The following is a 26,432-nucleotide window of genomic DNA, read 5'->3' as shown; positions in this document are numbered from 1 at the left end:
CGTGATTGATTTCACCGGCGTGATAGTTAATCTTCAAGCGCGCTGCAAGCCGCCCGCAGAGGCGGCTGCGCATGCAGGAGATACATCATGCCGGCCACCCCCCGAATCACCCCCAACACCTTCCATGCCGCGCCCCATGCGCCCGCCCGCCGCGCGCTGCTGGCAGGCGCTTTGGCCCTGGTCCTGCCGGGGCTGCCTGGGGTCCGCCCTGCGCGGGCCGCTGCGCCCCCGTCTGCCATTCAGTGGACGCTCGCCGCTGGCTACGGCCCCGGCGTTTTCATGACCGACAACCTCCGGCAATTTGCCGCCCGCCTGAGCGAAAGCAGCCAGGGCCGCCTTCAGGTGCAAGTGCAGGCGCTGGGCCAGCCCCACAGCATGGCCGACATCCGCAAGGCCACGGGCGAAGGCGCCATCACCGGCGGCCAGGTGCTGGGCAGCGCCATGAGCGCCGAATTTCCCATTGCGGGCATTGACAGCCAGCCCTTTCTCACGGCCTCTCCCCAGGACGCCCGCCGTCTGTGGAAATACCAAAAGCCCGTGCTTGAGAAAGACTTCGCGGCCCGTGGCCTGAAGCTGCTTTACGCCGTGCCCTGGCCCGGCCAGGGGCTGTATGCCGTCAGCCCCTTGAACACCGGCGCCGACTTGCGCGGCCTGCGCATGCGCACCTACAACATGACCACCGACTCGCTTGCCCAATACGCGGGCGCGCAAGCGCTGGATTTGCCCAGCGGCCCCGCCCTGGAGCAGGCGCTGCAAAGCGGCGGCGTGGACCTCATGCTGACTTCCGGCGCCACAGGCGTTGAGATGAGCGCCTGGCGGCGCTTCAAATACTTCTACGACCTGCGGGCCTACTACCCCAAAACGCTGGTTTTCGTCAGCGCCCGGGCCTTCAACGCGCTGGATGAGGCCCTGAAAAACCTCGTGCTCCAAGCCGCCCGCGCCGCTGAAGACAGCGGCTGGACGCAAAGCGAAAACCAGTCCCGGCAAGCCCTGCAAACCCTGCAGCGCAATGGCATGGAAGTGCTGGCCGCGCCCCCCGGCCTGAAGCTTTTTTTCGACCGCTTTGGCGAGCGCTACGCCATAGACTGGCTCAAGCAAGCAGGCGGCAGCGAAGCCAGCCTGGTTTTCGCCCCCTACCACGCCAACAAGTGAGCGGCAGCGGGCGCCAGCGCGCGAAAGCCGCCAGCCTTTGGGCCAGCGTTTGGGCTTGCTTGCGCGCCTTGCGCCCATCCTGATGCGCTGCCGCGCGCGGCCAAGGTTTTGGAAACCTGCTCTAAGCTCGGCGCCAGCTCAAGGAGGCTGTAAAGATGGAATCCATTCCCAAAACCGCTCTGGTCGTGGGCGCCACGGGGGCCGTGGGCCGCGAGCTGGTGCGGCAAATATGCGAGATGCGGCCCGATTACGGGCGGGTGATTGCCTGGGTGCGCAAGCCGCTGAATTACCGCCACGCCAAGCTGTTTGTTGAAGAAATCGACTTCGACCACATGGACGCGCTGCCGCCCGAGCAGGTGCATGACATTTACTGCGCCCTGGGCACGACGCTGAAGCAGGCGGGCAGCGAAGAAGCCTTTTTGCAAGTGGATGTGGAATACCCCAAGGCGCTGGCCCAATGGGGCCGCAAGGCGGGCGCGCGCTGCTTCGTGCTGGTTTCCGCGCCCGACGCCAGCCGCAACTCCAAACACTTTTACCTGCGCGCCAAGGCCAAGGCTGAAAAGGCGGTGCGGGCGGCCGGTTTTCGCAGCCTGGTGATTGCGCGCGCGCCGCTGATTGACGCGCAGCGCCAGGACTTTCGCTGGACGGAGCTGCTGGGCATTGCCGCCTTTGGCCTGTTTGGCCGCCTGCTGCCGGGCAAGTACGACAAGTACCGCCCCATGTCCGCCGGGGCCATTGCGCAGGCCATTCTGGCGGCCACGCAGGAGCCGCGGCCCGGCGAGCAGGTGGTGTATCCCTACGAGTTCTTCCTGCCGCCGCGCGCCGATGACAACGCAGACGACGATGACGAGGCCGTGATGGGATGAAGCGGATGGAAGGAACAATGGAGAAAGCGCCAAATTAGCTCCTGAATCAATAGCTGCAGGTCCTAGATGAATAAGCGCAGAACCTATTTCTAGCCCGCCTGAATTTGCTCCTCTTTCTGATATGAAACCCCATGCCGCCCGGCCGGGCGGCTGCAAAGGCTGACCGATGAATCTGGATTACGACACGCTCAGCATCATGCTGTTCGCGCTCTTTGTGGGCCTGCTGGCCGCTGGCGTGCCGCTGGCGGTGACGCTGGGGCTGGCGGGCACGGCGGTGGTGGCGCTGGCCGACCTGGGGCTGTCTTCGGTGCCGCTGAACGTGTATAGCAGCGTCTCCAAATACCCGCTGCTGGCCATTCCGATGTTCGTGCTGGCGGGCATCATTTTCGAGCGCGCGGGCATCGCTGGCTCGATGGTGCGGCTGGCTTCGGCCATCGTCGGCCCGCGCCGGGGCGGGCTGGCCGTGACCACCATTTTGGTGGCGATGGTGCTGGGCGGCATTTCCGGCTCCGGCCCCGCCGCCTCATCCGCCGTGGGGGCGGTAATGATTCCGCAGATGCTGCGGGCGGGCTACCCGCGCGGCTACGCGGCCTCGGTGGTGGCGGCGGGCGCTTCCACTGACATTCTCATTCCGCCTTCCATTGCTTTTGTCATCTACAGCATGCTGGTGCCCGCCGCTGGCGTGCCCGCGCTTTTTGCCGCCGGCCTGCTGCCGGGCGTGCTGGCAGGCGTGGCGCTGATGGCCGGCGCGGTGTGGCTGGCGCGCGCGGGGCGGCTGGGCAACGAGCAGGACCTGCCCCGCCCGCCGTTCTGGAAAAGCCTGCGCGAAGCCATCTGGGCGCTGATGGCGCCCGTCATCATTCTGGGCAGCCTGCGCACCGGCGTGGTCACGCCCACGGAAGCGGCCGTGCTGGCCGTCACCTACGGGCTGCTGGTGGGCGTGCTGGTTTACAAGTCGCTCAACTGGCGCGCCATTTATGAAGTGCTGGTGGAGTCATGCGAAGTTTCCGCTGTCATCCTCACCATCCTGGCGCTGGCCTCGGTGTTTGCCGTGGCGAGCAACGCGCTGGGCACCTTCGAGCACATGGCGGCCTTTCTGGTGCGCTCGGTTTCGTCTGAAACCGCGATGCTGCTGGCCATCAACGTCATCTTGCTGCTGGCGGGCATGTTCATCGACGGCATTTCCATCTTCTTCATCTTCCTGCCGCTGTTTCTGCCCATCATGGCCCACTTCGGCTGGGACCCGGTGTGGTTCGGCGTGCTGATGACGCTCAACATCGCCCTTGGCCAGTTTCACCCGCCCGTGGGCCTGAACCTGGTGGTGACCTGCAAGCTGGCCAATGCCTCCATGGAATCCACCACCCGCTGGGCCTTCGCCCTGGCGCTGTTCATGCTGGCCGTGCTGCTGCTGTGCACCTTCGTGCCCGCCGTGTCGCTGTGGCTGCCGAAGGCGCTGGGGTATTGAGGATGGATACGGTTTTTTCTGCAAGAAGAACACAAATCCATAAGAGCTTGGGCGCACCTGCACGGACATCCATATTGATTCACCATGCCGGAAAATAAGACATTGATAGCGAATTCAGTCTTTTCCTATTACGAACGCAATGGCAACGCGCCAGGTGAAATCGAAGGCCAGGCAACCGGTTTGCATGAAAGCAAAAGAGCTAAAAAAAAATCCAGCCCCCGCCCGCTGAAAGGCCGGCCCAAGCCGTTCAAGACCACATCATTATTCATCCCCACGCTTGAACTGGATTGCCAAATTTCCTTCGGGGCTCGGGATGCGTATAGCGAATGCGTGAAAGAAATGGGATTTGAAACGTTCCAGAGGAATATCGACAGACATTACCTCATGGAAACGCCTTATTTCAAAAGGAAGGTCGCTGCATTTTGCGCCAAGGCAAAAGAGTATGCCGAAAATGAATATCCTGGCGCAAATGTGGAGATTCTCAATATTCTCGAAAAGGCCATGCAGGGCGACCAGACAGCAGCCATCCAGGCGGGCGCTTTGAGTCACTGGCAGACGGTGACGGTGACGGCAGGACTTCCCTTGAGTGAGTTTGATGAAACTTGGCGCCGGTACAGGTGCATAGAGCACTCGATGCGGCGGGCCGAGGCATTGTTTCATCAGGAACGGTATGCCGAAACAGCGGCAGAAATACGAAACCAGCCTGATGCATCCGTCTATTGGCGACATGGCTCGCTGGAAAAACTTGGGGAAGCAAAAGACAAGGCGCAAGCTTTGGGAGCATTGCCGGTTCCATTTTTTGAGCTGCAAATATCACTGGCAGCTGAGAAAGCGGCTTCACATCCCCTATGGCATATGGCGAGAAATGACTTGGGCATGGGGCCAGCCTCGTTCATGGCAACAGGAAGGAGTGGAACCATCAAATTGGCGTCCAAATGGATGAAAGCCTTGCAAAAGGCATGCAAATCAAAGTCGCAGCAGGATCTGCATGAATACATTTCCGAAAAAAGCGGGAGCAAGATCACTACATCCAGTCTGGAAACCTATTATGCCGACAGATATTTTCCGAATGAAGAAAAGGTTAGGGAAATTCTTTTTTTCTTGCGTGAGAAAGTGCAAGGCGATTTGCTGAGTTGTCTTTTCTTTCTGGCCCAGGAAACGCGCAGGGTTCATTTTGTCTTGAGAACCCTGACCTGGCTTGATGACCGGCGAGAAAAACAATCCGAATATTTGCCAAATTATTCGTCTGAATACATGGACGCGCCCAATGCAAGCGCATGGGCGGCGCAGTCATTTGAATACTGGACAAAAAATGGCATCAAGCAGTTACGGCCGCTTGATACTATTATCTGATTTACCTCGCAAAATGAATTTGCGTCGCACCATGAACGCCCCTTTCAGGGCTATTCATGGATGCGCTGGCAAACCTATTTTGCTTTTGGCGGATTATTGCTGCGGCCGCCGCCGGATGGATTGCCTGTTGTGCTGGGCCAGCCGCCGCCATTTCCTCGCTTTGATGCTGGCGGGTTGTTGCTGCGGCCGCCGCCGGAAGGATTACCGGTTTTGCTGGGCCAGCCGCCATTGCTTTGCTTGTAGCTCATAGATTTCCTTTCAGAGTGTAGTTGAAGATTTGTTGCGCAACGGCGCCGATTTTGTCTTCTCCAGAAAGAATATCTATTGCACTATTTATGGCAAAAATGGCGCATGGCATCGGCTGATCTACTGGGCCGCGCACACGGCGTTGATGACGGCGCTTTGGAGGCTCTAGCCCCCTTCAAACCCGGCTGATCGTGCGGCCCGAAAAGCCGAAGGCCAGCGTCAGCAGCAGGCACAGCCAGCAGAAGGTGGCCCAGGGCAGGTAGTCGAGCACGGGCACGCCCAGCGCGTGGCTGATGAACACGCCGCACACACCCCAGGGCACCAGCGGGTTGATGACAGTGCCTGCGTCTTCCACCGTGCGGGCGATGTTGCGCGGGTGCAGGCCCAGCCGCTCGTAAACGGGCTTGAAGGTGTGCCCGGCCAGCAGCAGGCTCAGGTATTGCTCGCCAATCAGCACGTTCACGCCCAGCGAGGTGGCGGCCACGCTGAAGGTGGCGCGTCCGGCCGTTGTCAGCATGTGGCTGATGCCCGCCAGCAGCGCGGGCAGCACGCCCAGCGCGTTCAGCAGCCCGCCCAGGCTCAATGCCAGGATCACGATGGTCTGCGTGAAAAACATGCTCTCGATGCCGCCGCGCGAAAGCAGCCGCCCCACATCGCCCAGCTCCAGCCCTTCGGGCGGGTGGTAGCCCTTGAAGAAAAAGCCGCCCAGCTCGCCCAGCGTCGGCCCGCCGCTGGCGTAAGTGATGAGCAGCGCCACGGCAATGGTGATGCTGATGGCGTAAATCGTGCTCACCCGCCGCAGCGCCAGCGCCACCAGCGCCACAAAGGGCAGCAGCGCCCAGCCGCTGATCAGGCCGCTGGCGGCCAGTTGCTGCTGAAAGAGCTGCACGCCCGCCAGGCCGCCTTCGCCCACTTGCGCAGGCAGCAGCCACAAAAGCAGCGCCGTGAGCAGCCAGGCGGGCACCGTGGTGTAGCTCATGTTGCGGATGTGCTCGAACAAATCGATGCCGACGATGGAGGCGGCAATGGCCGTGGTGTCGGACAGCGGCGACATCTTGTCGCCGAAAAACGCGCCCGAAACCACGGCCCCGGCCACGATGGCCGGCTGCGCCCCCAGCGCCTGCCCCATGCCCATGAAGGCCACGCCCAGCGTGGCGCAAGTGGTCAGGCTGCTGCCAATGGCAATGCCCACCACGGAAGTGAGCACGAAGGCCGACACGTAAAACAGCCCCGGCGCAATCGCCCCCAGCCCGTAGTACATGAGCGTGGGAATGGCGCCTGACATCATCAGCGCCGACACCAGCAGCCCGATGAAGAAAAACAGGTAAATCGCGCCTATGCCAGACATCACCCCGCCGGCCATGCCGCGCTGCATGTCGGCAAAGGCCAGCCCCTTGAGCCGCCCCAGCGCCAGCAGCGCGCACAGCACGAGGATGATGGACACGTGCGGCGCCCAGCCAAAGCCGATCATGGTCACGCCCATCACGGCAATGCAGGCGGCGGCAAGCAGCGCCGCTTCGGCGGGCTGCATTTCAAGCAGGGGTTTGGCGTTCATTGTTTTTGCAAAAGTGTGGAAGCTGTATCCAGCCGCCAAGCATAGTAGGGTGGCAGTGGCGGCCGCAGCTTTTGGGGCCGACTTTATTTGCTCCTGTATCCATAGCATGAGGTCCTAGTGGAATGTGCGCAAGGCAGGTTTAAAGCCCGCCTGAATTTGCTCCTGTTTTTGATCAAAAACGCGCCACGGCAATCCAGCCCGCCCGGCAGGCTTGCAAGACTTTCTGACTGGCGAAGTGCACGGCCTGACCGGGCAAGGCCTGCTGATTGGGCGCGGCGGCGGCGCACTCCAGCGCCAGCTGCCTTGCCGCCGGTGCTCCGGAAAATTTCGCTTTCCGCAGGCTTTCACCTCACGCCCGAGCGGGCACACGGCTTGGGGGCAACGGCATATGACCGCCGGGCAAACAAGGCCCGGGAGACTTTGGACAGACGCCGAGAGGGCAGAAAGCGCCCTGCCGGGTTCAGGCGGCGGCTTCGGGGCTGGCGATGTAGCCGCCCTGGCGCCAGAGGGTTTGGCCGCCGCTGGCTTTGTCGATGCCGGCCAGCATGTTGGCGTGGGCGGCGCGTTCGCTTTCGGTGGCGGCGATGACGGGCAGTTCAATGGCGGAGAGGTCTTCGCCGTCCAGCTCCAGGGTTTGGGCGGCGGCGCTTTCGTGGGCGTCGTCGGCCTGCATGAGCAGGGTTTCCTGGCCGCGCGTGAGGTTGATGTAGACGCTGGCGAGCAGTTCGGCGTCAAGCAGGGCGCCGTGCAGGGTGCGGCTGGAACGGTCCACGTCGAGGCGGTCGCACAGGGCGTCGAGGCTGTTGCGCTTGCCGGGGTAGATCTGCTTGGCCAGAGCGAGGGTGTCGGTGATGTCGCCGGTGTGTTCGGACAAGGGCGGCAGGCCCAGGCGTTCGAGTTCCTTGTTGAGAAAGCCGACGTCAAAGGGCGCGTTGTGGATGATGATTTCCGCGCCTTGCACGTAGTCGAGGAACTGGCGGGCGATTTCGGCGAATTTGGGTTTGCTGCTCAAAAAGGCGGTGCTCAGGCCGTGCACGCGTTCGGCGTCGGGGTGGCTGTCGCGCTCGGGGTTGATGTACAGGTGCAGGTTGTGGCCGGTGAGTTTGCGGTCGATGAGTTCGACGCAGCCGATTTCCACGATGCGGTCGCCGCCGGCGGCGTCCAGCCCGGTGGTTTCGGTGTCCAGAACGATTTGGCGGGCCATCAGTGGTTTTCGCGGGCGTGGTTGATGGAGTAGCGCGGAATTTCGACGGTGAGGTCTTCCTGCCCGACGATGGCCTGGCATGACAGGCGCGATTGCGGGGTGAGGCCCCAGGCGCGGTCGAGCAGGTCTTCTTCGGTGTCGTCGGGTTCGTTGAGGCTGTCCAGCCCTTTGCGCACGATGCAGTGGCAGGTGGTGCAGGCGGCGCTCATTTCGCAGGCGTGTTCGATTTCCACGCCGTGGTCCAGCAGTTCTTCGCAGATGGATTTGCCGGGGGTGGCGTCAAATTCCGTGCCGTTGGGCGCGAGTTCGGGGTGGGGCAGGACGGTGATTTTGGGCATCGTGGGCTTGGTGTGTTTGTGTCAGATGGAGTCAAGCGATTGGCCGGCCAGCGCTTTTTGGATGCCCGCGTTCATGCGGGCGGCGGCAAAGGCTTCGGTGCCCTGGGAGAGGGCGTGGGCGGCGGCGTCGATGGCGGCGGCGTCTTCGCTGTTGGCGGCGATGGCGCGCAGCGAGAGGATGAGGGCGTCGATGTCGGCGCGCTCCTGGGGCCCCAGCAGGTGGCCGTCGGCTTGCAGGGCGCTTTCGGTGGCGAGGATGAGGCGGTCGGCTTCCAGCCGGGCTTCGGCCAGGGCGCGGGCCTGTTTGTCGGCCTGGGCGGTGGCGAAGCTGTCTTGCAGCATGCGGGCAATTTGCTCATCAGAAAGGCCGTAGCTGGGCTTGACGTTGATTTGCGCCTGCACGCCGCTGGTTTGCTCGCGCGCGCTGACGGTGAGCAGCCCATCGGCATCCACGGTGAAGGTGACGCGGATGCGGGCCGCGCCCGCGCTCATGGGCGGTATGCCGCGCAGCTCGAAGCGGGCCAGGCTGCGGCAGTCTTGCACCAGGTCGCGCTCGCCTTGCACCACGTGCAGGGCCAGGGCTGTCTGGCCGTCTTTGTAGGTGGTGAAGTCTTGCGCCATGGCCGTGGGAATGGTCTGGTTGCGCGGGACGATGCGCTCGACCAGCCCGCCCATCGTTTCGATGCCCAGCGAGAGGGGGATGACGTCGAGCAGCAGCAAGTCTTGCCCGCCTTCGGCGCTGTGGTTGCCCACGAGCTGGTTGGCCTGCACGGCCGCGCCCAGGGCCACGACTTCGTCGGGGTTGAGGTTGGTGAGCGGCTCGCGGCCAAACAGGGCGGCCACGGCCTGGCGCACTTGCGGCATGCGCGTGGAGCCGCCGACCATGACGATGCCTTGCACGTCTTGCGGGGCCAGGTGCGCGTCGGCCAGCGCGCGGCGCACGGCGGCCAGGCTGCGGGCGGTGAGATCGGCGGTAGCGGCTTCAAAGTCGCTGCGGCGCACGGTGACTTCTGCCTTGGCATGGGCGGTGGCGAGCTTGATGGAGACGCTGTCTGCGCCAGAGAGTTTTTCTTTCACGGCGCGGGCGGCGTGCAGCACTTGCGCCTTGTCGGCGGGGCCGTCCAGCGTCAGGCCGGTTTGCGCGAGGATCCAATCGGCCAGGGCGCGGTCGTAGTCGTCGCCGCCCAGGGCCGAATCGCCGCCGGTGGCGATGACTTCAAACACGCCCTGCGCTAGGCGCAATATGGAGATGTCGAATGTGCCGCCGCCCAGGTCATAGACGGCGTAGATGCCTTCGGCGGCGTTGTCCAGCCCGTAGGCGATGGCGGCGGCCGTGGGTTCGTTGATGAGGCGCAGCACGTGCAGGCCCGCCAGCTGGGCGGCGTCTTTGGTGGCCTGGCGCTGGGCGTCGTCAAAGTAGGCGGGCACGGTGATGACGGCGCCGTCCAGCGCGCCGCCGAGCGTGTCTTCCGCGCGCTGGCGCAAGGTGGCAAGGATTTCGGCGCTGACTTCCACGGGCGATTTGTCGCCTTGCGCCGTGGCCACGGCCACCATGCCGGGCTGCTGCCTGAGGGCGTAGGGCAGTTTGTCCTGATGGTCAATGTCGGCCAGGCCCCGGCCCATGAGGCGCTTGGCGGAGGCCACGGTGTTGGCCGCATCCAGCACCGCGCCTTCTTGCGCAGCCCAGCCAATGCGGCGCTCGCCCTGCGCGGGGTAGTGCACCACGGAGGGCAGCAGCACGCGGCCTTGCGCGTCGGGCAGGCATTCCGGCACGCCGTGGCGCACGGCGGCCACGAGAGAGTGGGTGGTGCCCAGATCAATGCCCACGGCCAGGCGGCGCTGGTGGGGGTTGGGCGATTGGCCGGGTTCCGAAATTTGCATCAAAGCCATGAGGTGGACGTGGGAGAAGGAGGATGGAAGAAATGGGGGGAACGGGCCGGCAAAAGCGGGCGGGCGCTCAGGCCGAGAGGGCCTCGCGCTTGCGGGCCAAATCAAGGTTGAAGCGGTCAAAGAACATGAGCGCGCGCACGGACTGCACGGCGGCGGGCCAGTCCTGCTGCTGGTCAATCTGGCGGGCCAGATCGGCCAGGATGCCCTGGCGCATCTGCGCGGCCTGCTGTTCCACGCTTTGCAGGCTGGCCAGGCTGCCGGCATCGTCGATTTGCTCGCGCAGCTCCATTTGCAGCATCAAGAAGGCGGGCGGCATGGCCGTGTTGTCTTCGGCGCGGATGGGCGCGCCGTGCAGCTCGCACAGGTAGGCGGCGCGCCGGTGCGGGTCTTTCAGGCGGCGGTAGGCCTCATTGACGCGGGCTGACCACTGCGCCGCCACGCGCTGGGCGGCTGCGCCCTGGGCGGCGAAGCGGTCGGGGTGAACTTGCCGCTGCAACTCTTTCCAGCGCTCTTCCAGCGCGGCGGCGTTTTGCTCAAAGCGCGCAGGCAGGCCAAACAGTTCAAAGTCGGTGGATTGCAGGTCCATGAAAAGCTCGACAAACAAGGCTTGACAAAGGACAACGGCCCGGATGCGGGCCGCTGCCAGAAGAAAGAGGCGTGAGAAGCGAGCGGAAAAGCAGAAGGCAGAACAGGCGCGTGGCGCCCGCACAGCCCGGATGCCTCAAAAATGATAGCTGCCCGCGCTGATTCCACTAGGACAAACGGCCGATTTGGCCCTGAAATCCGGCCTTGTATCCGGCCCCGGAGCCGGAAGCCGCAAACAGGGCGCGCAGGCCGCGCCTTGCCTTCTTCACACCCGGAAGCTTTCGCCGCAGCCGCAGCGGTCGCGTTCGTTGGGGTTCTTGAAGCGAAAGCCTTCGTTCAGCCCTTCGCGCACGTAGTCCAGCTCGGTGCCGTCCATGTAGGCCAGGCTTTTCGGATCGATCATGAGCTTGATGCCGTGGGCCTCGAACAAGGTGTCGCCGGGGGCGATTTCATCCACGTATTCAAGCTTGTAGGCCATGCCTGAGCAGCCCGTGGTTTTCACGCCCAGGCGCACGCCCACGCCCTTGCCGCGCCGGGCGAGGTAGCGCGCCACGTGCTGCGCGGCGGCTTCGGTGATGGTGATGGACATGAGTGTTTCCTTTTGGTGCCGGTCAATAACGAACCGCTTAACGAACCGCTGCCGGGCGGCTTACTGCGCCGCCGCAGCCTGTTTTTGGCGATAGTCGTTCACGGCGGCCTTGATGGCGTCTTCGGCCAGGATGGAGCAGTGAATCTTCACGGGCGGCAGGGCCAGCTCTTCGGCGATCTGGCTGTTTTTGAGCGCGGCGGCTTCGTCCAGCGTTTTGCCCTTGACCCATTCGGTCACGAGCGAGGAGGAGGCGATGGCCGAGCCGCAGCCGTAGGTTTTGAAGCGCGCGTCTTCAATCACGCCGGTGGCGGGATTGACCTTGATTTGCAGCTTCATCACGTCGCCGCAGGCGGGCGCGCCCACCATGCCGGTGCCCACGCTGGCGTCGCCTTTGTCGAAGCTGCCAACGTTGCGGGGGTTTTCGTAGTGGTCGATGACCTTGTCGCTGTATGCCATGTTTGTGGCTCCTGAAAAAAATGTGGGATGAAAAAAGCGGGCGTTTTCAGAACCCCGGACAGGTTCTCAGTGCGCGGCCCACTGCACGCTTTGCAGATCAATGCCTTCCTTGTGCATTTCCCACAGCGGGGAAAGCTCGCGCAGCTTGGCCACGTTTTCACGGATGGCCTCGATGGCGTAGTCCACCTCGGCCTCGGTGGTGAAGCGTCCGACGGTCAGGCGCAGCGAAGAGTGCGCCAGCTCGTCACTGCGGCCCAGGGCGCGCAGCACGTAGCTGGGCTCCAGCGTGGCGGAGGTGCAGGCCGAGCCGCTGGAGACGGCCACGCCCTTGATGCCCATCATGAGCGACTCGCCTTCCACGTAGTTGAAGCTGATGTTCAGGTTCTGCGGCACGCGGTGCTCCAGGCTGCCATTGACGAAAGACTCGTCGATGCTGGTCAGCCCGTCCAGCAGGCGTTTTTGCAGGCGCGCGGCGTGCTCGTTGTCTTTTTGCATTTCAGCCTTGGCGATGCGGTAGGCCTCGCCCATGCCCACGATCTGGTGCGTGGGCAGCGTGCCCGAGCGCAGGCCGCGCTCATGGCCGCCGCCGTGCATTTGCGCTTCCAGCCGCACGCGGGGCTTGCGGCGCACATAGAGCGCACCGATGCCTTTGGGGCCATAGGTTTTGTGCGCGGTCAGGCTCATCAGGTCGATGGGGAGCTTTTTCACGTCGATTTCCACGCGGCCCGTGGCCTGCGCGGCATCCACATGCAGCAGCACGCCGTGCTCGCGGCAGATGGCGCCGATGGCGGCGATGTCCTGAATCACGCCGATTTCGTTGTTCACGAACAGGATGCTGGCCAGGATGGTGTCGGGCCGGATGGCGGCCTTGAAGGCTTCCAAATCGAGCAGGCCGTCGGGCTTGACGTCCATGTAGGTCACTTCAAAGCCCTGGCGCTCCAGCTCGCGCATGGTGTCCAGCGTGGCCTTGTGCTCGGTTTTCAGGGTGATGAGGTGCTTGCCCTTGCTCTGGTAGAAGTGCGCCGCGCCTTTGAGGGCGAGGTTGGTGGACTCGGTGGCGCCGGAAGTCCAGATGATTTCGCGCGGATCGGCGCCAATGAGGTCGGCCACATGGCCGCGCGCCTTTTCAATGGCGGCCTCGGCTTCCCAGCCCCAGGCGTGGCTGCGGCTGGCGGCGTTGCCAAAGTGTTCGTAGAGCCAGGGCACCATGGCGTCCACCACGCGCGGGTCGCAAGGCGTGGTGGCGCCGTAGTCAAGGTAAATGGGGTTTTTCTGTGGGGTGTTGCTCATGGTGTTTCTGGCTTGTCGTTCGGAATGGAAATCAATGTCTCGATGATCGCGGGTTTGCCTGACATTGTGGGCGTTATGGATTTGGCTTTTGCCAATGACGCTGATTGACGCACTCTATTTGGCGGCCGCTCCGCCCAGTGCAAAGACGGAATTGGGCGCCGTCACGCGGATGGGTTTGACAACCGGCATGGCAGAAATGGGCCGCTTGACGGCCTGCCGGTCATCAATGGCAATGCCGTTGGCATGCTGGTCTTCCACCAGCTTTTGCAAGGTGACGGAAGCCAGAAATTCAAGCACATGGGCGTTCAGCGCCGTCCACAAATCGTGCGTCATGCACTGCGTGCCATTGGTGCCGCAGTTGGCCTTGCCGCCGCAGTGGGTGGCGTCGATGGGTTCGTCCACGGAGGTGATGATGTCGGCCACCGTGATGTCCACCGCCTTGCGTCCCAGCGAATAGCCGCCGCCGGGGCCGCGCGTGGACTCGACCAGGTAATTGCGGCGCAGCTTGCCAAAGAGCTGCTCCAGGTAAGAGAGCGAAATGCCCTGGCGCTGGCTGATGGCGGCGAGCGTGACGGGGCCGGTGTCCTGGCGCAACGCCAGATCAATCATGGCGGTAACGGCAAAGCGTCCTTTGGTGGTCAGGCGCATGGTGTTTTCCTTGAAGAGGCGGGGGAAGAGATCGTGGGTGACTCATTCCCGAGTAATTTCCTCAAGTATATCTCATTCCTGACTGAAATGAAGGGGCAATTGCCGTGCAGGCCACGTCATCCGGTGTATTCACATAGGCGCTCCTTCCGGGCGGGCTGGAGAGCGTGGTTTGCCCCGCTCGTTTGCAGGTAAATTGGCATCAAAAAAATGAGCGAATTGATGGCAATGAAACTGGCGCTTGCGCCCGTTCCACTAGGACGTCTTGCTATTGAACAAGGAGCGAATTCGAGGCCCGCTCCGGCACTCCGTCACACCCTGCTGCGCTGCTGGCGGGCGCGCGCCAGGGCGCGGGCGGCTTCGCGCGGGTGCAGGCCATACATCTGCGCAAAGTCTGTTTCGCTTTGGGCGCTGGCTTCAAAAGCGCGCAGCAGCGCTTCGTCTTTGGCCATTTGCGCGGCGGCTTCTTCCAGCGCGGCTTGCAGCATGGCGTTGGCTTGTTCGTTTTTCTTGCTGTGCATGGCTTGCGCGTAGTCGTCGCGCGTGAGGCCGCTGGCCTGCCACGCCTGCGCGATGCGGCGGCGCAGCTTGGGGCCGAGGTCTTCGGCGCTGCGCTGCTGGCGGCGGCGGAACACTTCCAGCAGCGCCTGGTAAATGTGTTCGGGCGCGGGCGCTTCCACGGCCTGGCCTTGCAGGTCGCGGCGCGGCAGCCCTTGCGCCACGGCGTTGAGGTAGCGGGTGGAGCGGGTGTGAATGGCCAGCGCCTGCCCCAGCTCTTCGGCTTTCAGTTCGGCGGCGTGCAGCGCCAGCAGGTCGTCGTAGATGCCGCGCTTGAGCGGCTGGGGCGTTTGGCCGAACAGTCCGGGGTGCCACTGGGCCAGCTGGGCCAGCAGCGGATGGGTGCGGCGCGCGGCGGTTTTGCCGCCGGTCTGCGCTGCTTGGCTTGTCTGGCTTGTTGGGTCGGTGGCAGGTGTTTCGTTGGTCATGGCTTGAAAAACAGAAAACGCCCAAGGCGGGCGTTGCGGAGTGAAGGGCGGCTCAGGCTTGCCGCGAGCGCAAAAAGATGCGCGAGAGGGTGTGGCTGGTTTGGTCGCGGTGCTCGCCGTCGGCGCTGTGCAGTTCGGCCAGGGCGCCGTGCAGCATTTTTTGCGTCAGCCCGCGTGAGAGGGCTTCGAGCACGGCGTCGATGTCTTCGCCTTTGGCCAGCCGCTTGCGGGCGCGGGCCAGTTCGGCGGCGCGCCAGGCGTCGGCTTGCGCGTTGATTTTCTGGATGAGGGGCACCACGCCGCTTGTTGGGCTGCGCTGGTCCAGCCAGTGAACGAAGCTGCGCACGCCCGCGTCGATGATGGCCTCGGCCTGCGCCACGGCGGCCTGGCGGCTGGCGTGGGCGGTTTGCACGACCTGGGCCAAATCGTCCACGGTGTAGAGGTAAACGTCATCGAGCTGCCGCACTTCCGGCTCGATGTCGCGCGGCACGGCCAGATCGACCATGAACAGCGGGCGGTGGCGGCGTTTTTTCAGCGCCCGCTCCACTGCGCCCAGGCCAATGATGGGCAGCTGGCTGGCGGTGCAGCTGACTACGGCGTCAAATTCATGCAGGCGCTCGGGCAGCTCGGCCAGGCGCAGCCCTTCGGCGCCAAAGCGCGCGGCCAGTTTTTCGCCGCGCTCCAGCGTGCGGTTGGCAATGGCCAAGCTTTTGGGGCTGTGCGCGGCAAAGTGCGTGGCGCAAAGTTCGATCATTTCGCCCGCGCCCACGAACAGCACGCGGATTTGCGCCAGGTCTTCAAAGAGCTGCCCGGCCAGGCGCACGGCGGCGGCGGCCATGCTGATGCTGTGCGCGCCGATTTCGGTGCTGCTGCGCACTTGCTTGGCGACGGCAAAGCTGCGCTGGAAAAGCTGGTTGAGCGTGACGCCCAGCGCGCCTGCGCTGTCGGCGGCGCGCACGGCGTTTTTCATCTGGCCCAGAATTTGCGCTTCGCCCAGCACCATGCTGTCCAGCCCGCTGGCTACGCGAAAGGCGTGCCGCGCGGCCTGGTCGTCTTGCAGCACGTAGGCGTGCTGGCGCAGGGCGTCGGCGGGCACGTCGCCCGCGCTGGCCAGCCAGGAGAGGGTGCGGTCGATTTGCGGCGCGTCGCTGGCGCAATAGACCTCGGTGCGGTTGCAGGTGGAGAGAATGGCGGCTTCGGGCTGGCGCGCGTGGAACTGGCGCAGCGCGTCCAGCGTGGGCGCCAGGCGGTCCACGGCAAAAGCAAACCGCCCGCGCAAATCCAGCGGGGCGGTGTGGTGGTTCAGTCCCAAAGCCCAGACAGCCATAAGGCTGCGGATTATAGAAATCGGGCCTTTTTCACGTGGCGCTGGCCCCGGCAGCCAGGGGCCGGCTTGAAACGCATCAAAAACGGTCTGGCCGGGGCGGCGGCTGGATGCTGGCTACGCCGCCGCACAGCATCAAAAAGAAGAGCAAATTCAAGGCACCGCAAAAGCCGTCTACCGCAATGAATACGGGGACCTCATGCTATCGAACAAGGAGCGCCATCAGGAAGTGGCGCCGCCTTGCGCCGCACCGGGTTGCGCATCTGCCAGCGCCTGGCCGCGCGCCGGGCAGAACAGGTCCACGGCATCGCTCACGATGCCATCCGTGCCCAGGCTGATGAGGCGGCGGGCCTCAGCCTCGTCATTGACGGTGTAGCTCAGGCAGCGCAGGCCGAGCGCCTTGGCTTCGGCCACCAGCGCGGGCGTCCAGAGCTGGTGATTGCACACCAGCGCCACGCATTGCAGCGCCTGCGCGGTGGCCTGCCAGCCGGGCGGCAGCGTGTCCAGCAGCAGGCCGCGCGGCAGGCGGGGCGCGGCGCGCTGGGCTGCCTGCAAGGCCGGCACGCTGAAAGACGTGAGCAGCGGCGGCACGGGCGCGTCAGCCCAGAGGGCGGCAGCGCAGGCGGCCACGGTCTGGCCGGTGATTTCGTCCTGCCCCGGCGTGGGCTTGATTTCCAGATCGAGCAGAACGCCATTGGCCAGACACCAGCGCGCCACGTTTTCCAGCGTGGGCAGCGGCTCGCCTGCGTACTGGCGCGAGTGCCAGCCGCCGGCATCAAGCTGCGCCAGCTGGCCCCAGGGCCGCTCGCCTGCCGCGCCGTGGCCGCTGGTCGTGCGCTCCAGCGTGGCGTCATGCATCAGAAAAGGCACGCCGTCTTGCGACAGCTTCACGTCGCACTCGGCCATGCGCCAGCCGTGCGCCGCGCCCAGCCGGAAGGCGGCCAGGGTGTTTTCCGGCGCCAGCTTGCCTGCGCCGCGATGGGCAATCCAGAAAGGGTAGGGCCACATGGAAGAACTCAAAAGGATATCGCTTCAAAAAAGAGAGCGCCCCGCGCTGATTCCACGGGGACTTGCGGGCAATTCGGGCCTGAAGCTGGAGCGGCTCGCAAAGAGCCGCCCAAAGCGCCCTCACTCCTGCACGCGCTTGCCCGTGGCTGCATCAAACCAGTGCAGCCGGTTTTCCAGCGGCGCCAGGCGGATGACGTCGCCCACGGCGGGCGGCGCGTCGGTTTCATTCATGCGCAGAATCGTCCACTCGCCGCCCAGATGGCCATAGATCAGGCGCTCGGCGCCCAGCATTTCCACGGTTTCCACCCTCATTTCCCAGCCATCGGGATGCAGGCGCAGGTGCTCCGGGCGGATGCCGAGAATGCGGCCCTCCGGAATGCCCTCTGCACTCTTGAGCAGATTCATGGGCGGCGAGCCGATGAAGCTGGCCACGAAGGTGCTGGCCGGATGGTGATACACCTCTTCGGGCGTGCCGAACTGCTCCATGCGGCCCGCGTTCATCACGATCATGCGTTGCGCCAGCGTCATGGCTTCCACCTGGTCATGGGTGACGAACAGGCTGGTGATGCCCAGCTCGCGGTGCAGTTTTTCGATTTCCAGCCGCGTCTGCGCGCGCAGCTTGGCATCCAGGTTCGACAGCGGCTCGTCAAACAGAAACACCTTGGGCTGGCGCACGATGGCGCGGCCCATGGCCACGCGCTGGCGCTGCCCGCCCGAGAGCTGGCGCGGCGTGCGCTCCAGCAAGTGCCCCAGCTCCAAAATGGCGGCGGCCTTGTCCACGCGGGCGCGAATTTCCTCTTTGGGCACCTTGGCAATTTTCAGGCCGTAAGCCATGTTTTCAAAAACGCTCATGTGCGGATACAGCGCGTAGTTTTGAAAAACCATCGCAATATCCCGCTGCGCCGGCTCCAGTTGATTGACGACGCGCCCGCCAATTGAAATCGTGCCCCCGCTGATTTCTTCCAGCCCCGCCACCATGCGCAGCAGCGTGGATTTGCCGCAGCCCGAAGGGCCGACGATGACGATGAATTCGCCATCGGCAATATCGGCATTCACGCCATGAATCACCTGATTGGCCTTGGGGCCTGCGCCGTAGCGCTTGATGACGTTTTTGAATTCGATGGATGCCATTTTCTGTTTTGCTTCGGGGCAGAGGTGTGGGTATTGAGGGCCAATGGCTGATTCATTCGCGCGCCGGGAGCGCAAATCATTTTTCGGAATCCACCAGCCCCTTGACGAACCAGCGTTGCATCAGAATGACCACCAGCGCGGGCGGCAGCATGGCGAGCATGGCCGTGGCCATGACGGCATTCCATTCGGTATAGGCATCGCCGCCGGTAATCATGCTTTTGATGCCCATCACCACGGGATACATGTCGCTGCTGGTGGTGACCAGCAGGGGCCACAAATATTGATTCCAGCCGTAAATGAACTGAATGACGAACAGCGCGGCAATGCTGGTTTTTGAAAGGGGCAGCAAAATGTCCTTGAAAAAACGCATGGGGCCTGCGCCGTCAATGCGGGCGGCCTCAATTAATTCATCGGGCACCGTGAGAAAAAACTGGCGAAACAAGAATGTGGCCGTGGCCGAGGCGATCAGCGGCACCGTCAGCCCTGCATAACTGTTGAGCAGGCCCAGATCGGAAACCACCTTGTAGGTGGGCAATATGCGCACTTCCACCGGCAGCATGAGCGTGATGAAAATCGCCCAGAAAACCAGCCCGCGCAGCGGAAAGCGGAAATAGACGATGGCAAAGGCCGACAGCAGTGAAATAATGATTTTGCCAATGGCAATCACCAGCGCGCTGACCAGGCTCACCCACATCATGGGCCAGACAGGCTCGATTTTTGTGCCGTAGCCGCTGACGCCGCCAAACAGCGCCAGGCGGTAGCTTTCCAGCATGTTGCCGCCCGGCGTGAGCGACATGGGCACGTTTTGCACGATGGCTTCTGCCGTCTGGGTGGAGGCCACGAAGGTGATATAGACCGGCAGGGCGATGATGAGCACGCCCAGCACCAGCACAAGGTGCGACAGCAGCGTGGCGGCGGGACGGTTTTCAACCATTTTCTTTTTTCAGTTTTTTTGATGGTGTCTGGCGGCGGTTCATGTGGGCGGCCATAACGTTTTATTGATATTGCACGCGCTTTTCGATAAAGCGGAACTGGAAAATGGTCAGCGCCACGACCATGATCATCAATACCACCGATTGCGCTGCCGATCCGCCCAGATCAAGCGCCTTGAAGCCATCGTGATAAACCTTGTAAACCAGAATGGATGTGTCCTGGCCCGGCCCGCCTTGCGTGGCGGCATCGACAATGCCGAAAGTGTCGAAAAAGGCATAAACCACGTTCATGACCAGCAAAAAGAAAGTGGTGGGCGAAAGCAGCGGAAATTGCACCGACCAGAAACGCCGCCACGGCCCCGCGCCGTCAATGGCCGCCGCCTCGATCAGGGATTTGGGAATGGATTGCAGGCCGGCCAGAAAAAACAGGAAGTTGTAGGAAATCTGTTTCCACACCGCCGCCATCACGATCAGCGCCATGGCGTGGCCGCTGTTCATCAGGTGATTCCAGTCCAGCCCGGCGGCCCGCAGCCAATAGCTGACCATGCCGATGGACGGCGCGAACATGAAGAGCCACAAAACCCCGGCCACGGCGGGCGCCACCGCGTAAGGCCAGATGAGCAGGGTTTTGTAGATGGCCGCGCCCTTGACCACTCGGTCGGCCATCACGGCCAGCATGAGCGAGAGCGCCAGCCCCAGCGCCGCCACGAGCGCTGAAAACAGCAGGGTGATTTTGAAAGAGGCCAGGTACGAGGCGTCTTGCCAGAGGTGGCGGAAGTTTTCCAAGCCCACGAATTCGACGCTGGCGCCGAAAGCGTCTTCCTGCTGCACGCTTTGCAAAAGCGCCTGTCCGGCGGGCCAGAAAAAGAAAATGATGACGATGGCCAGCTGCGGCGCAACCAGCAGCCAGGGCAGCCAGGTGGAGCGGAAAACAACGCGCTTTTCCATGTAAATGAAGCAGGTTTTTTTGTTGCCTGTGTAACTGGCTGGCGGCCAGCCCAAACCGCGCATTCTATGCGGGGCATGCCTGGCACGGGGCCGCCGCGCGGCCCGCGCAAAGAAGGCCAGGAAGGCACAGCGGCAGGCGGCGCAATCCTGGCGGGGCCGCTCTGGAGAGACGCGAAAAACGGGCGGCCCTGCGTTCAGGGCGGCCCCGCGTTCCCTCCCGCCGGGGCGGCGCGCGGGCGCTTCAGGCCCTCACTTGTGTGCTTTCTGGAAGCGCTCCAGCTGCTCGTTGCCGCGCTTGACGACGGCGTCCAGCGCCTGCTTCGGGCTTTGCTTGCCGCTCCACACGCCTTCCAGCTCTTCATCGACGATGGTGCGAATCTGCACGAAGTTGCCCAGGCGGATGCCGCGCGACTTGTCGGTGGTCTGGCGAATCATCTGCTGCACGGCCACATCGGTGCCGGGGTTTTCCTTGTAGAAGCCCGATTTCTCCGTCAGTTCATAGGCGGCGATGGTCACGGGCAGGTAGCCCGTGCGCTGGTGGCTCCTGGCCGCCACTTCAGGCTGCGCGAGGAAGGCGAAGAACTTGCCCACGCCCTTGTATTCGTCAGCCTTCTTGCCGCCCATCACCCACAGGCTGGCGCCGCCGATCACGGTGTTCTGCGGCGCGCCTTGCACGTCGGGGTAGTAGGGCAGGGTGCTGATGCCGCTGGCGAATTTGGCGTTGCGCTTGACGTTGGCGTACAGGCCCGAGGAGCCGGTGGTCATGGCGCATTCGCCCGAGACGAAGGTGGCGTCGGCCAGATTGCCCCGGCCCTTGTAGATCAGCAGGCCGTCCTTGGCCATGCCAGCCAGGTTTTCAATGTGGCGCAGGTGCACCGGCGAGTCCACGGCCATGCGTGCGCCCGTGCCGCCAAAGCCGTTGTTTTCCGTGGCAAAGAGCACGTTGTGCCAGGCCGAAAAGCTCTCCAGCTGCGTCCAGCTCACCCAGCTGGTGGTCAGGGGGCACTTGTGACCGGCGGCCTTGAGCTTTTGCGCGGCCTCCTTCACTTCGGGCCAGGTTTTGGGCGGCTTGTCAGCGTCCAGCCCGGCGGCCTTGAAGGCGTCCTTGTTGTAGAAGAAAACGGTGGTGGAGCTGTTGAAGGGAAAGCTCAGCATCTGCCCATTGGGCGCGGTGTAGTAGCCGGCCACGGCGGGCACGTAGGCTTTGGGGTCGAAGGCCAGGCCCGCTTCTTTCATGACCTCGGCCACGGGCTTGATGGCGCCCTTGCTGGCCATCATGGTGGCCGTGCCCACTTCAAACACCTGAAGAATGTGCGGCGCGTTGCCCGAGCGGAAGGCGGCAATGGCGGCCGTCATCGACTCGCCGTACTGCCCCTTGTAGGTGGGCGTCACGCGGTATTCCTGCTGGCTTTCGTTGAACTCCTTGGCCAGGTCATTGACCCACTCGCCCAAAGCGCCTGACATGGAATGCCACCACTGGATTTCCGTCTGCGCATGGGCGGGCAGCGCGCAGGCAGCGCCCAGCGCCAGGGCGACGGCATGGAATTTGGCGCGGAAATGCAAGGACATGAACAAAGTCTCCGGTTGAAGTGAAAAAGCGCAACAGGGCAGGCCAAGCTGCCCGGAAACGGGTTCCAAAGCGGAAATATGTCACAGCCCGTTGCAGCAAAAGCACGGATTGTCACGCAATGCGCGAAGGCGCGGCACGCGCCGCGCGCCATCTCTGCGCGCCATTCCCGCGCATCTCTGCCTGCGCGCATGTTCCAGGCGGCTTTGCCGCGCTCGCAGGTGGGCTGCTGGCGTAGCCGGCGCATGGGCTGGCGCTTCCTGGCCGTCCCATTCCGTCAGGCGGAATCATCAAAAACAGAAGCGAAATCAAGGGGCAGGAAATGCCGTTTCGCGCAGTATCCACCAGGACATCATGCTACGGATAGAGTAGCGAAACAAGCGGCTGAAATAGCGCATCGCGCCCAGCAACCGGCTCATCGCGGCCGCGTTGTTCGCGCCTTGCTGCACGCGTGCAGGCCATGAACGGGCTTCAGCCCGCCAGACGCGCCAGGCTGTCAGCCAGCTGGCGGGCGGCGCGGGCGTAGCCCGCGGGGGTGAAATGCACGCCGTCGGGGGCCATCAGGCCCTCGGCCTGCCAGCGGCGCGCCGTGCAGGGGCCGCCCATTGCGTCTTGCCAGGGCCACCAGGCGGCCTGGGCGGCCTGCGCCTGGCGGCGCTGCATGCGCTGCGCCAGGCCCAGCCACAGGGGGCGGCCGCAGTCGCTCTCTGTCTCTGCCTCTGTCTGGAGCGCGCCGGGGCGCAGCGCGTCAGGCGCGCCCAGCAGGAGCAGACCCGCGCGGGGGAGGGCGCGGCGGGCGGCGTCCAGCACGCGCGCCCAGGCGGCTTCAGCGCGGGCCGGATCGGGGCGCGGATCAAAAGCCTCATTCGTGCCAAAGGCGAAGATGAGCAAATCAGCCCGCATGGCCAGCAAATCTTGCGGCCAGCCGCTTCGCCAGCGTTCGGCGTGGGTGATTTGCGCGCCGTTCAAACCCAGCGCCGAGACGGTGACGCCCGCGCCGCCGTTTTCAAAACCCATGGGGCCGAGTTCCCACACATCGCCCGCCTGGGCCGTGATGCGCAGCGGCGGCTCAGCCCGAAAGGCCATGGCGCGCCAGCCCTGGCCATGCGGCGCTTCAGGCGCTTCGGCATACGCCAGACCCTGCGCATCCTCAAACCGCAGCGGGCCGCTGGCGCGCGCGGGCCGCGCCAGCGCCGTCACGCGCTGCGGCCCTGCGTAGCCTGCTGCGGGCGTGAGCAGCAAACGCCCCCCGCCAGGCTCCGAGTGCGCCAGCACGCCGCCCAGAGGAAAGCCGCTGCCTTCCTGCCGCGCCGTCAGCACGCGCCAGCCGCTGGCGGCGCATTGCATGACGGCGGCCCGCTGCCCCGCCACGGCAACGGGCCAGACCCAGCCCGCCCCCGCGTTGCCCCACCGCTCTTGCAGCGCGGCGCGCAGCCCGCCCGTGAAAAAGTCGCCCGCCGTATGCGAATCGCCAATTTGCACAATGCGAAAAACCTCGGCGCGCCCTTGGCGCAGGCTGCGCAGCTTGTCGATCCACGGCTGGCGCGCGGGGCCAAAGTTTTCCAGCCAGTCGCGGCGATCAGGCGCGGCGGAAGCGGCAGGCTGTGCAGCCACGGGCGGCAGGCACGCAAACGCAGCCCAGCTGATGACATGGCGGCGGTTCATGACCCGGCCCGCATCTCGCCCGAAACTGGCCGCCCAAGTGGATGAAACGCTTGCAAACCCTGTGTCATGAGCGCTGCTTTTGAAGCGGCTGGCTTTTGGAAATCCGGTGACAGCGCTTCACCAAGTTTGCTGCGGTCTGAAGATCGGGCGCTTTCGCACCAAGCCCTATACGCTCAAAATTCATGGCAAGGCCGGGCGGTTCATTCAGGCTTTGCACGGGCAATGGGCCTATGCGTATCGCTATCGCGCTTCAGGCCGTCGCACTGATGAGCTGGCGTCGTGGATGCAGCCCTGCAACTTCCAGCGCCCTCACGCAGCTACCAAACACAAGCCTTCCCCGGCCCCGCTAACGCGAGGCGTGGTCTTCCACGGCGATGCCGCGCTCGCGCAACCAGCCCCGCACTTTCTCGCGCTGGGCCTTGGCGCTGGCCATCAGCAGGTTTTCAGGCGTGTTGAAAAACGCGTACTGGAACGTGTAGCCCCAGCGATCTGTGGCGCGCGGATCCACGCCCAGTTCAAGAAACCGCAGCACATCGCCATAACTGTTGATGGAAGCGGCCTTGTGCACCAGCGTTTCATCATTGTTATTGCGCACATGAATATTCGCGCCCGCATCGAGCAAAAGGCGCACATTGGCTTCGGTATTGGGGCCTAAAGCAGCAAACAGCGGCGTTTCTCCCAATTTGTTTTTTCCTTCGGTGGAAGCGCCGCGTTTGAGCATGGTTTTGAGCCAGTAACTGTCTTCCAGTATGGCTGCCATATGCATGGGCGTATCACGCGCCTGCCCCAGATGGCTGGGGGAAGCGCCCAGCTCCAGCAAATTGTCGAAGGCCGTCCGGTTGCCTTCTTTCATGGCCACGCCCAGCAAAGACATTTCGCGTGCATTGAGGCTATCGGGATCGGCGCCATCGGCAATCAGCTCGCGCGCGCGGGCCATATCGCCGCTGGCCGCCGCCGCATAAAGAGCCGCAGCCTTGGGAGAGCCGAAATTTTCAGAGTTCATTTGAGTTCCTTGCTGGCCACAGGCGGCTGTCGCCAGGATGATTGAAAAAAACAATGCCAGTAATACTGGCAAACGCCTGGAAAAATGGATGAAAGGGGTTTGCGGCATGGGGGTGCCCCGTCACGTCAGCATTGAAGCGGCCATGGAGAGTCAACGCTCCGATAAAGACAAAAACGCCCGGCGTTTCCGGCGGGCGTTGATGATGACACAGGTGATCAAAAAACCGGCTTTTCTCTTTGAATAGATTGCTTACCACCAGTTTGCGGGGTTGAGCTTGCTGTCTGCAAGCCATTTTGCGCCTTCAGCCACTTTGCCAGCCGCCCAATTTGCGCCGTCTGCCACTTTGCCGGCAGCCCATCGCGCTCCATCCACGGCTTTTCCGGCCGCCCATTTGGCTCCATCAACGGCTTTTCCTGCCGCCCATTTGGCCCCATCTACGGCTTTGCCAGCGGCCCATAGAGTTGCATCGCGGGCCAATTGAATGCCATCACCCAATTTTCCAGTGGCCCATTGAATGCCGTCGCCCAGCTTGTCCAGCCCACGGCCTGCCAGGTCGCCCGCTTTATCCATCAGCGTGTTGATGCCTTGGCCAGCCGTTTCAACAAAAGAGGCCACCTTGTTGAAGCCTGATTCCAGGCCCACTTGCTTGCCCGTATTGCGTATGAACTTGCCAACGAGGGTGGAGCCTTCCATGACGACATCACCGGCAAAGTCGGCTCCTTGCCTGACTGCGCTGCCGGTGATGTCCAAGGCGGCATCGGCGGCTTGCCCCGTCAAACGCACGCTGCCTTCAATCAACTGGCCTTTCGCCAGATCGTTTTTGACAACTGCCGACATCTCGCCGCGCGTTTCGTGCAATGCACCAACAGCTTCAGAACCAAAGTCAAATCCATTCTTGCCCGCAGAGGCCAGCAGATTGACCTTTGCCTCGGAAAGATTTTCAAAGACATTCAGGATAGGCAGCGGATTTGATTTTTCATATGCAGCGTTTTCACGCAGGGCTTCCACGTAGGACGTGTTGTCCTGTCCGCCGCCGTGCAGATTGACTGGCCCCATAAGGCCCGATTTATCTGTCGTTTGGGAGGGTTTTACATGCAATTCATGCCCCACCGCATCAGGCAAGGAGCCGCCCAGAATGCTGGTAATTCCAAATTGCTGCCAGCCTTTTGTGGCTTCGCTTTTTTGCTGCGCCGTTGTCAGCAAATCGCCATCGACGACATAGCGGCGAATTTGCCCGTTGTCTGCCATCGCCGCGCGAACTTCATTGGGGTTGCCTTGCAGGGCGCGAATGGTGTTGTCGCTCAAACCCGCCGCATTGAAAGTAACGCCGGGCGCGCCCGTTGCCAGCATGGCGGCGGAAGCCAGGCCGCCTCCCAGCGAATGCCCCGTGAAAACCACATTGCCTTTGCCGAATATTTTTTCGGCATTCTGGGCCAGGGCAACCGCTTGTTGATATTGCTCGGTTTCCAGGCCGGCGCCCTGCCCGGCATTGGTGGTGAGATCGCCGCCTGCGCCCGGACTCCAGTTGTCAGTGCCGCGATAGGCCACCACATATTGGCCTTGTGCATTTTGATAAATGGCCGCGTCAAATCCGGTCGTGGGGTCATGCAGGTCAGTGGCAGAGATGGGGATGCGATTGCCTTGCGCATCCACCAGGTGATCGCCTTCGGGCCTCAAACGCCGCCATCCGGCATTCTCCAGTTCGCGTTCAGACTGGGTGCCTGTTTTGTCCGGAGCGTCGGATTTGTAGGCATCGTTGGACATCATGGCCAACTGCAAATCCCGTTCGCGCTGCGGAGCCGTGCCCCTGACGCTGCTGGCAAAGGTTCCGTCGCCTACGGGATAGCCACGGCTGTGATCGACCTGGCGGGCGGATGAAGCGGCAGCGTCCATCGGGCGTGTGCTGACTGCGTGAAAGTTTGGACTGCTCGGACTGATTCGCATGGTTTTTGCTCCCATTCGTGATTGGTAGTTGAAACGGCAGACATGGTAAGGACAATGTGCACGGTTGCCTAGCTAGGGTGGTTACCGGGGGGTAGGCGCCTTTCCAGGCAGGATCGTCTGTCGGGATGGATTAAAAACAGGAGCGAAATAAAAGGGATTGAAATGACATTCTGCGCAGTTCCCACTAGGACCTCATGCTATTGATAAAGGAGCGAAATCGTGTGCCTTCTCCGATACGGTCTTTTCGCCTCCTTTCAGGCGGACCGTGAACCGGCTTTCGGGGCTGGGTT

24 protein-coding genes are annotated in these 26,432 nt (G+C 63.2%); 5 read left to right on the top strand and 19 right to left on the bottom strand.

Annotated features, from left to right (window positions below; genetic code table 11):
- Window positions 1–87 precede the first annotated feature (87 nt).
- The 4 genes from QB898_RS03585 (at window position 88) to QB898_RS03570 (ending at window position 4,836) form a co-directional block, all read left to right on the top strand.
- On the top strand, window positions 88–1,152 hold the full coding sequence (locus QB898_RS03585) for a TRAP transporter substrate-binding protein (protein ID WP_279523825.1): 1,065 nt from the start codon (window positions 88–90) through the stop codon (window positions 1,150–1,152).
- A gap of 155 nt (window positions 1,153–1,307) precedes the next feature.
- Window positions 1,308–2,018: an NAD(P)H-binding protein gene (locus QB898_RS03580; protein WP_279523824.1), complete on the top strand. Its 711-nt coding sequence runs from the start codon at window positions 1,308–1,310 to the stop codon at window positions 2,016–2,018.
- A gap of 166 nt (window positions 2,019–2,184) precedes the next feature.
- Complete coding sequence (locus QB898_RS03575; RefSeq protein ID WP_050715669.1) at window positions 2,185–3,483, top strand: TRAP transporter large permease; 1,299 nt, start codon at window positions 2,185–2,187, stop codon at window positions 3,481–3,483.
- Between the two features lie 84 nt (window positions 3,484–3,567).
- Complete coding sequence (locus QB898_RS03570) at window positions 3,568–4,836, top strand: hypothetical protein (RefSeq protein WP_279523823.1); 1,269 nt, start codon at window positions 3,568–3,570, stop codon at window positions 4,834–4,836.
- Window positions 4,837–5,257: 421 nt separating this feature from the next.
- Here the strand turns inward: QB898_RS03570 and QB898_RS03565 are convergent, their stop codons facing one another.
- From QB898_RS03565 to QB898_RS03475, 18 genes are all read right to left on the bottom strand, one after another.
- Entirely contained in the window at window positions 5,258–6,637 is a 1,380-nt protein-coding gene (locus tag QB898_RS03565) for a Na+/H+ antiporter NhaC family protein (protein ID WP_279523822.1), read from the bottom strand.
- Window positions 6,638–7,097: 460 nt separating this feature from the next.
- Window positions 7,098–7,841 (bottom strand): DNA polymerase III subunit epsilon, encoded by a 744-nt coding sequence (gene dnaQ / locus QB898_RS03560; RefSeq protein WP_279523821.1) that lies wholly within the window; start codon window positions 7,839–7,841, stop codon window positions 7,098–7,100.
- Window positions 7,841–8,179, bottom strand: a complete 339-nt coding sequence (gene fdx, locus QB898_RS03555) for an ISC system 2Fe-2S type ferredoxin (RefSeq protein WP_050714821.1) — start codon at window positions 8,177–8,179, stop codon at window positions 7,841–7,843. The genes dnaQ and fdx overlap by 1 nt, the downstream gene beginning before the upstream one ends.
- A 21-nt stretch (window positions 8,180–8,200) precedes the next feature.
- Entirely contained in the window at window positions 8,201–10,069 is a 1,869-nt protein-coding gene (gene hscA, locus QB898_RS03550) for a Fe-S protein assembly chaperone HscA (RefSeq protein WP_279523820.1), read from the bottom strand.
- 67 nt (window positions 10,070–10,136) lie between these two features.
- On the bottom strand, window positions 10,137–10,655 hold the full coding sequence (hscB, locus tag QB898_RS03545; protein WP_279523819.1) for a Fe-S protein assembly co-chaperone HscB: 519 nt from the start codon (window positions 10,653–10,655) through the stop codon (window positions 10,137–10,139).
- A 264-nt stretch (window positions 10,656–10,919) separates the two neighbouring features.
- On the bottom strand, window positions 10,920–11,243 hold the full coding sequence (gene iscA / locus QB898_RS03540) for an iron-sulfur cluster assembly protein IscA (protein ID WP_102283850.1): 324 nt from the start codon (window positions 11,241–11,243) through the stop codon (window positions 10,920–10,922).
- Window positions 11,244–11,303: 60 nt separating this feature from the next.
- Window positions 11,304–11,699, bottom strand: coding sequence for a Fe-S cluster assembly scaffold IscU (gene iscU / locus QB898_RS03535; RefSeq protein ID WP_050714817.1), 396 nt, complete (start codon window positions 11,697–11,699; stop codon window positions 11,304–11,306).
- 66 nt (window positions 11,700–11,765) lie between these two features.
- Entirely contained in the window at window positions 11,766–12,989 is a 1,224-nt protein-coding gene (locus QB898_RS03530) for an IscS subfamily cysteine desulfurase (RefSeq protein ID WP_102283851.1), read from the bottom strand.
- Window positions 12,990–13,103: 114 nt separating this feature from the next.
- The gene (locus QB898_RS03525; RefSeq protein WP_279523818.1) at window positions 13,104–13,637 is read right to left on the bottom strand and encodes an Rrf2 family transcriptional regulator; all 534 of its coding nucleotides are present in this window, start codon (window positions 13,635–13,637) and stop codon (window positions 13,104–13,106) included.
- Between the two features lie 308 nt (window positions 13,638–13,945).
- Window positions 13,946–14,620 (bottom strand): ProQ/FINO family protein, encoded by a 675-nt coding sequence (locus QB898_RS03520; RefSeq protein ID WP_279523817.1) that lies wholly within the window; start codon window positions 14,618–14,620, stop codon window positions 13,946–13,948.
- 52 nt (window positions 14,621–14,672) lie between these two features.
- The gene (gene hemA / locus QB898_RS03515; RefSeq protein ID WP_279523815.1) at window positions 14,673–15,947 is read right to left on the bottom strand and encodes a glutamyl-tRNA reductase; all 1,275 of its coding nucleotides are present in this window, start codon (window positions 15,945–15,947) and stop codon (window positions 14,673–14,675) included.
- A 219-nt stretch (window positions 15,948–16,166) separates the two neighbouring features.
- Window positions 16,167–16,952, bottom strand: a complete 786-nt coding sequence (gene ugpQ / locus QB898_RS03510; RefSeq protein WP_279523814.1) for a glycerophosphodiester phosphodiesterase — start codon at window positions 16,950–16,952, stop codon at window positions 16,167–16,169.
- 120 nt (window positions 16,953–17,072) lie between these two features.
- Window positions 17,073–18,083, bottom strand: a complete 1,011-nt coding sequence (locus QB898_RS03505; protein WP_279523813.1) for a sn-glycerol-3-phosphate import ATP-binding protein UgpC — start codon at window positions 18,081–18,083, stop codon at window positions 17,073–17,075.
- Window positions 18,084–18,159: 76 nt separating this feature from the next.
- Complete coding sequence (gene ugpE, locus QB898_RS03500; RefSeq protein WP_279523812.1) at window positions 18,160–19,017, bottom strand: sn-glycerol-3-phosphate ABC transporter permease UgpE; 858 nt, start codon at window positions 19,015–19,017, stop codon at window positions 18,160–18,162.
- Between the two features lie 61 nt (window positions 19,018–19,078).
- Window positions 19,079–19,963, bottom strand: coding sequence for a sn-glycerol-3-phosphate ABC transporter permease UgpA (gene ugpA, locus QB898_RS03495; RefSeq protein ID WP_050716379.1), 885 nt, complete (start codon window positions 19,961–19,963; stop codon window positions 19,079–19,081).
- Window positions 19,964–20,212: 249 nt separating this feature from the next.
- On the bottom strand, window positions 20,213–21,532 hold the full coding sequence (gene ugpB / locus QB898_RS03490; RefSeq protein ID WP_279523811.1) for a sn-glycerol-3-phosphate ABC transporter substrate-binding protein UgpB: 1,320 nt from the start codon (window positions 21,530–21,532) through the stop codon (window positions 20,213–20,215).
- A 469-nt stretch (window positions 21,533–22,001) separates the two neighbouring features.
- Window positions 22,002–23,195, bottom strand: a complete 1,194-nt coding sequence (locus tag QB898_RS03485) for a GDSL-type esterase/lipase family protein (protein ID WP_279523810.1) — start codon at window positions 23,193–23,195, stop codon at window positions 22,002–22,004.
- Between the two features lie 346 nt (window positions 23,196–23,541).
- Window positions 23,542–24,198 carry an ankyrin repeat domain-containing protein gene (locus QB898_RS03475; RefSeq protein WP_279523809.1) on the bottom strand — a complete coding sequence of 219 codons (657 nt, stop codon included), beginning with the start codon at window positions 24,196–24,198 and terminating at the stop codon, window positions 23,542–23,544.
- Between the two features lie 37 nt (window positions 24,199–24,235).
- On the opposite strand from QB898_RS03475, the gene QB898_RS03470 reads away from it, so the two are divergent.
- A complete protein-coding gene (locus tag QB898_RS03470) occupies window positions 24,236–24,442 on the top strand; it encodes a hypothetical protein (protein WP_279523808.1) in 207 nt (68 codons plus the stop codon).
- 5 nt (window positions 24,443–24,447) lie between these two features.
- Here QB898_RS03470 and QB898_RS03465 read toward each other — a convergent pair whose 3' ends face one another.
- The gene (locus tag QB898_RS03465; RefSeq protein ID WP_487345373.1) at window positions 24,448–25,962 is read right to left on the bottom strand and encodes a Tle-like phospholipase domain-containing protein; all 1,515 of its coding nucleotides are present in this window, start codon (window positions 25,960–25,962) and stop codon (window positions 24,448–24,450) included.
- Between the last annotated feature and the right edge of the window lie 470 nt (window positions 25,963–26,432).

Origin of the sequence: Ottowia cancrivicina (assembly GCF_029813755.1) — a bacterium.
Lineage (GTDB): Bacteria > Pseudomonadota > Gammaproteobacteria > Burkholderiales > Burkholderiaceae_C > Ottowia > Ottowia massiliensis.
The sequence above is the reverse complement of the archived record's forward strand: the minus strand, read 5'-3'. Positions and strand labels throughout refer to the sequence as shown.

Bases quoted from the DNA above. Each gene is read 5' to 3' on its own strand.
- QB898_RS03585 (WP_279523825.1), top strand. From the start codon at position 88: ATGCCGGCCACCCCCCGAATCACCCCCAACACCTTCCATGCCGCGCCC.
- QB898_RS03580 (WP_279523824.1), top strand. From the start codon at position 1,308: ATGGAATCCATTCCCAAAACCGCTCTGGTCGTGGGCGCCACGGGGGCC.
- QB898_RS03575 (WP_050715669.1), top strand. From the start codon at position 2,185: ATGAATCTGGATTACGACACGCTCAGCATCATGCTGTTCGCGCTCTTT.
- QB898_RS03570 (WP_279523823.1), top strand. From the start codon at position 3,568: ATGCCGGAAAATAAGACATTGATAGCGAATTCAGTCTTTTCCTATTAC.
- QB898_RS03565 (WP_279523822.1), bottom strand. From the start codon at position 6,637: ATGAACGCCAAACCCCTGCTTGAAATGCAGCCCGCCGAAGCGGCGCTG.
- dnaQ (WP_279523821.1), bottom strand. From the start codon at position 7,841: ATGGCCCGCCAAATCGTTCTGGACACCGAAACCACCGGGCTGGACGCC.
- fdx (WP_050714821.1), bottom strand. From the start codon at position 8,179: ATGCCCAAAATCACCGTCCTGCCCCACCCCGAACTCGCGCCCAACGGC.
- hscA (WP_279523820.1), bottom strand. From the start codon at position 10,069: ATGGCTTTGATGCAAATTTCGGAACCCGGCCAATCGCCCAACCCCCAC.
- hscB (WP_279523819.1), bottom strand. From the start codon at position 10,655: ATGGACCTGCAATCCACCGACTTTGAACTGTTTGGCCTGCCTGCGCGC.
- iscA (WP_102283850.1), bottom strand. From the start codon at position 11,243: ATGTCCATCACCATCACCGAAGCCGCCGCGCAGCACGTGGCGCGCTAC.
- iscU (WP_050714817.1), bottom strand. From the start codon at position 11,699: ATGGCATACAGCGACAAGGTCATCGACCACTACGAAAACCCCCGCAAC.
- QB898_RS03530 (WP_102283851.1), bottom strand. From the start codon at position 12,989: ATGAGCAACACCCCACAGAAAAACCCCATTTACCTTGACTACGGCGCC.
- QB898_RS03525 (WP_279523818.1), bottom strand. From the start codon at position 13,637: ATGCGCCTGACCACCAAAGGACGCTTTGCCGTTACCGCCATGATTGAT.
- QB898_RS03520 (WP_279523817.1), bottom strand. From the start codon at position 14,620: ATGACCAACGAAACACCTGCCACCGACCCAACAAGCCAGACAAGCCAA.
- hemA (WP_279523815.1), bottom strand. From the start codon at position 15,947: ATGGCTGTCTGGGCTTTGGGACTGAACCACCACACCGCCCCGCTGGAT.
- ugpQ (WP_279523814.1), bottom strand. From the start codon at position 16,952: ATGTGGCCCTACCCTTTCTGGATTGCCCATCGCGGCGCAGGCAAGCTG.
- QB898_RS03505 (WP_279523813.1), bottom strand. From the start codon at position 18,083: ATGGCATCCATCGAATTCAAAAACGTCATCAAGCGCTACGGCGCAGGC.
- ugpE (WP_279523812.1), bottom strand. From the start codon at position 19,017: ATGGTTGAAAACCGTCCCGCCGCCACGCTGCTGTCGCACCTTGTGCTG.
- ugpA (WP_050716379.1), bottom strand. From the start codon at position 19,963: ATGGAAAAGCGCGTTGTTTTCCGCTCCACCTGGCTGCCCTGGCTGCTG.
- ugpB (WP_279523811.1), bottom strand. From the start codon at position 21,532: ATGTCCTTGCATTTCCGCGCCAAATTCCATGCCGTCGCCCTGGCGCTG.
- QB898_RS03485 (WP_279523810.1), bottom strand. From the start codon at position 23,195: ATGAACCGCCGCCATGTCATCAGCTGGGCTGCGTTTGCGTGCCTGCCG.
- QB898_RS03475 (WP_279523809.1), bottom strand. From the start codon at position 24,198: ATGAACTCTGAAAATTTCGGCTCTCCCAAGGCTGCGGCTCTTTATGCG.
- QB898_RS03470 (WP_279523808.1), top strand. From the start codon at position 24,236: ATGATTGAAAAAAACAATGCCAGTAATACTGGCAAACGCCTGGAAAAA.
- QB898_RS03465 (WP_487345373.1), bottom strand. From the start codon at position 25,962: ATGTCCAACGATGCCTACAAATCCGACGCTCCGGACAAAACAGGCACC.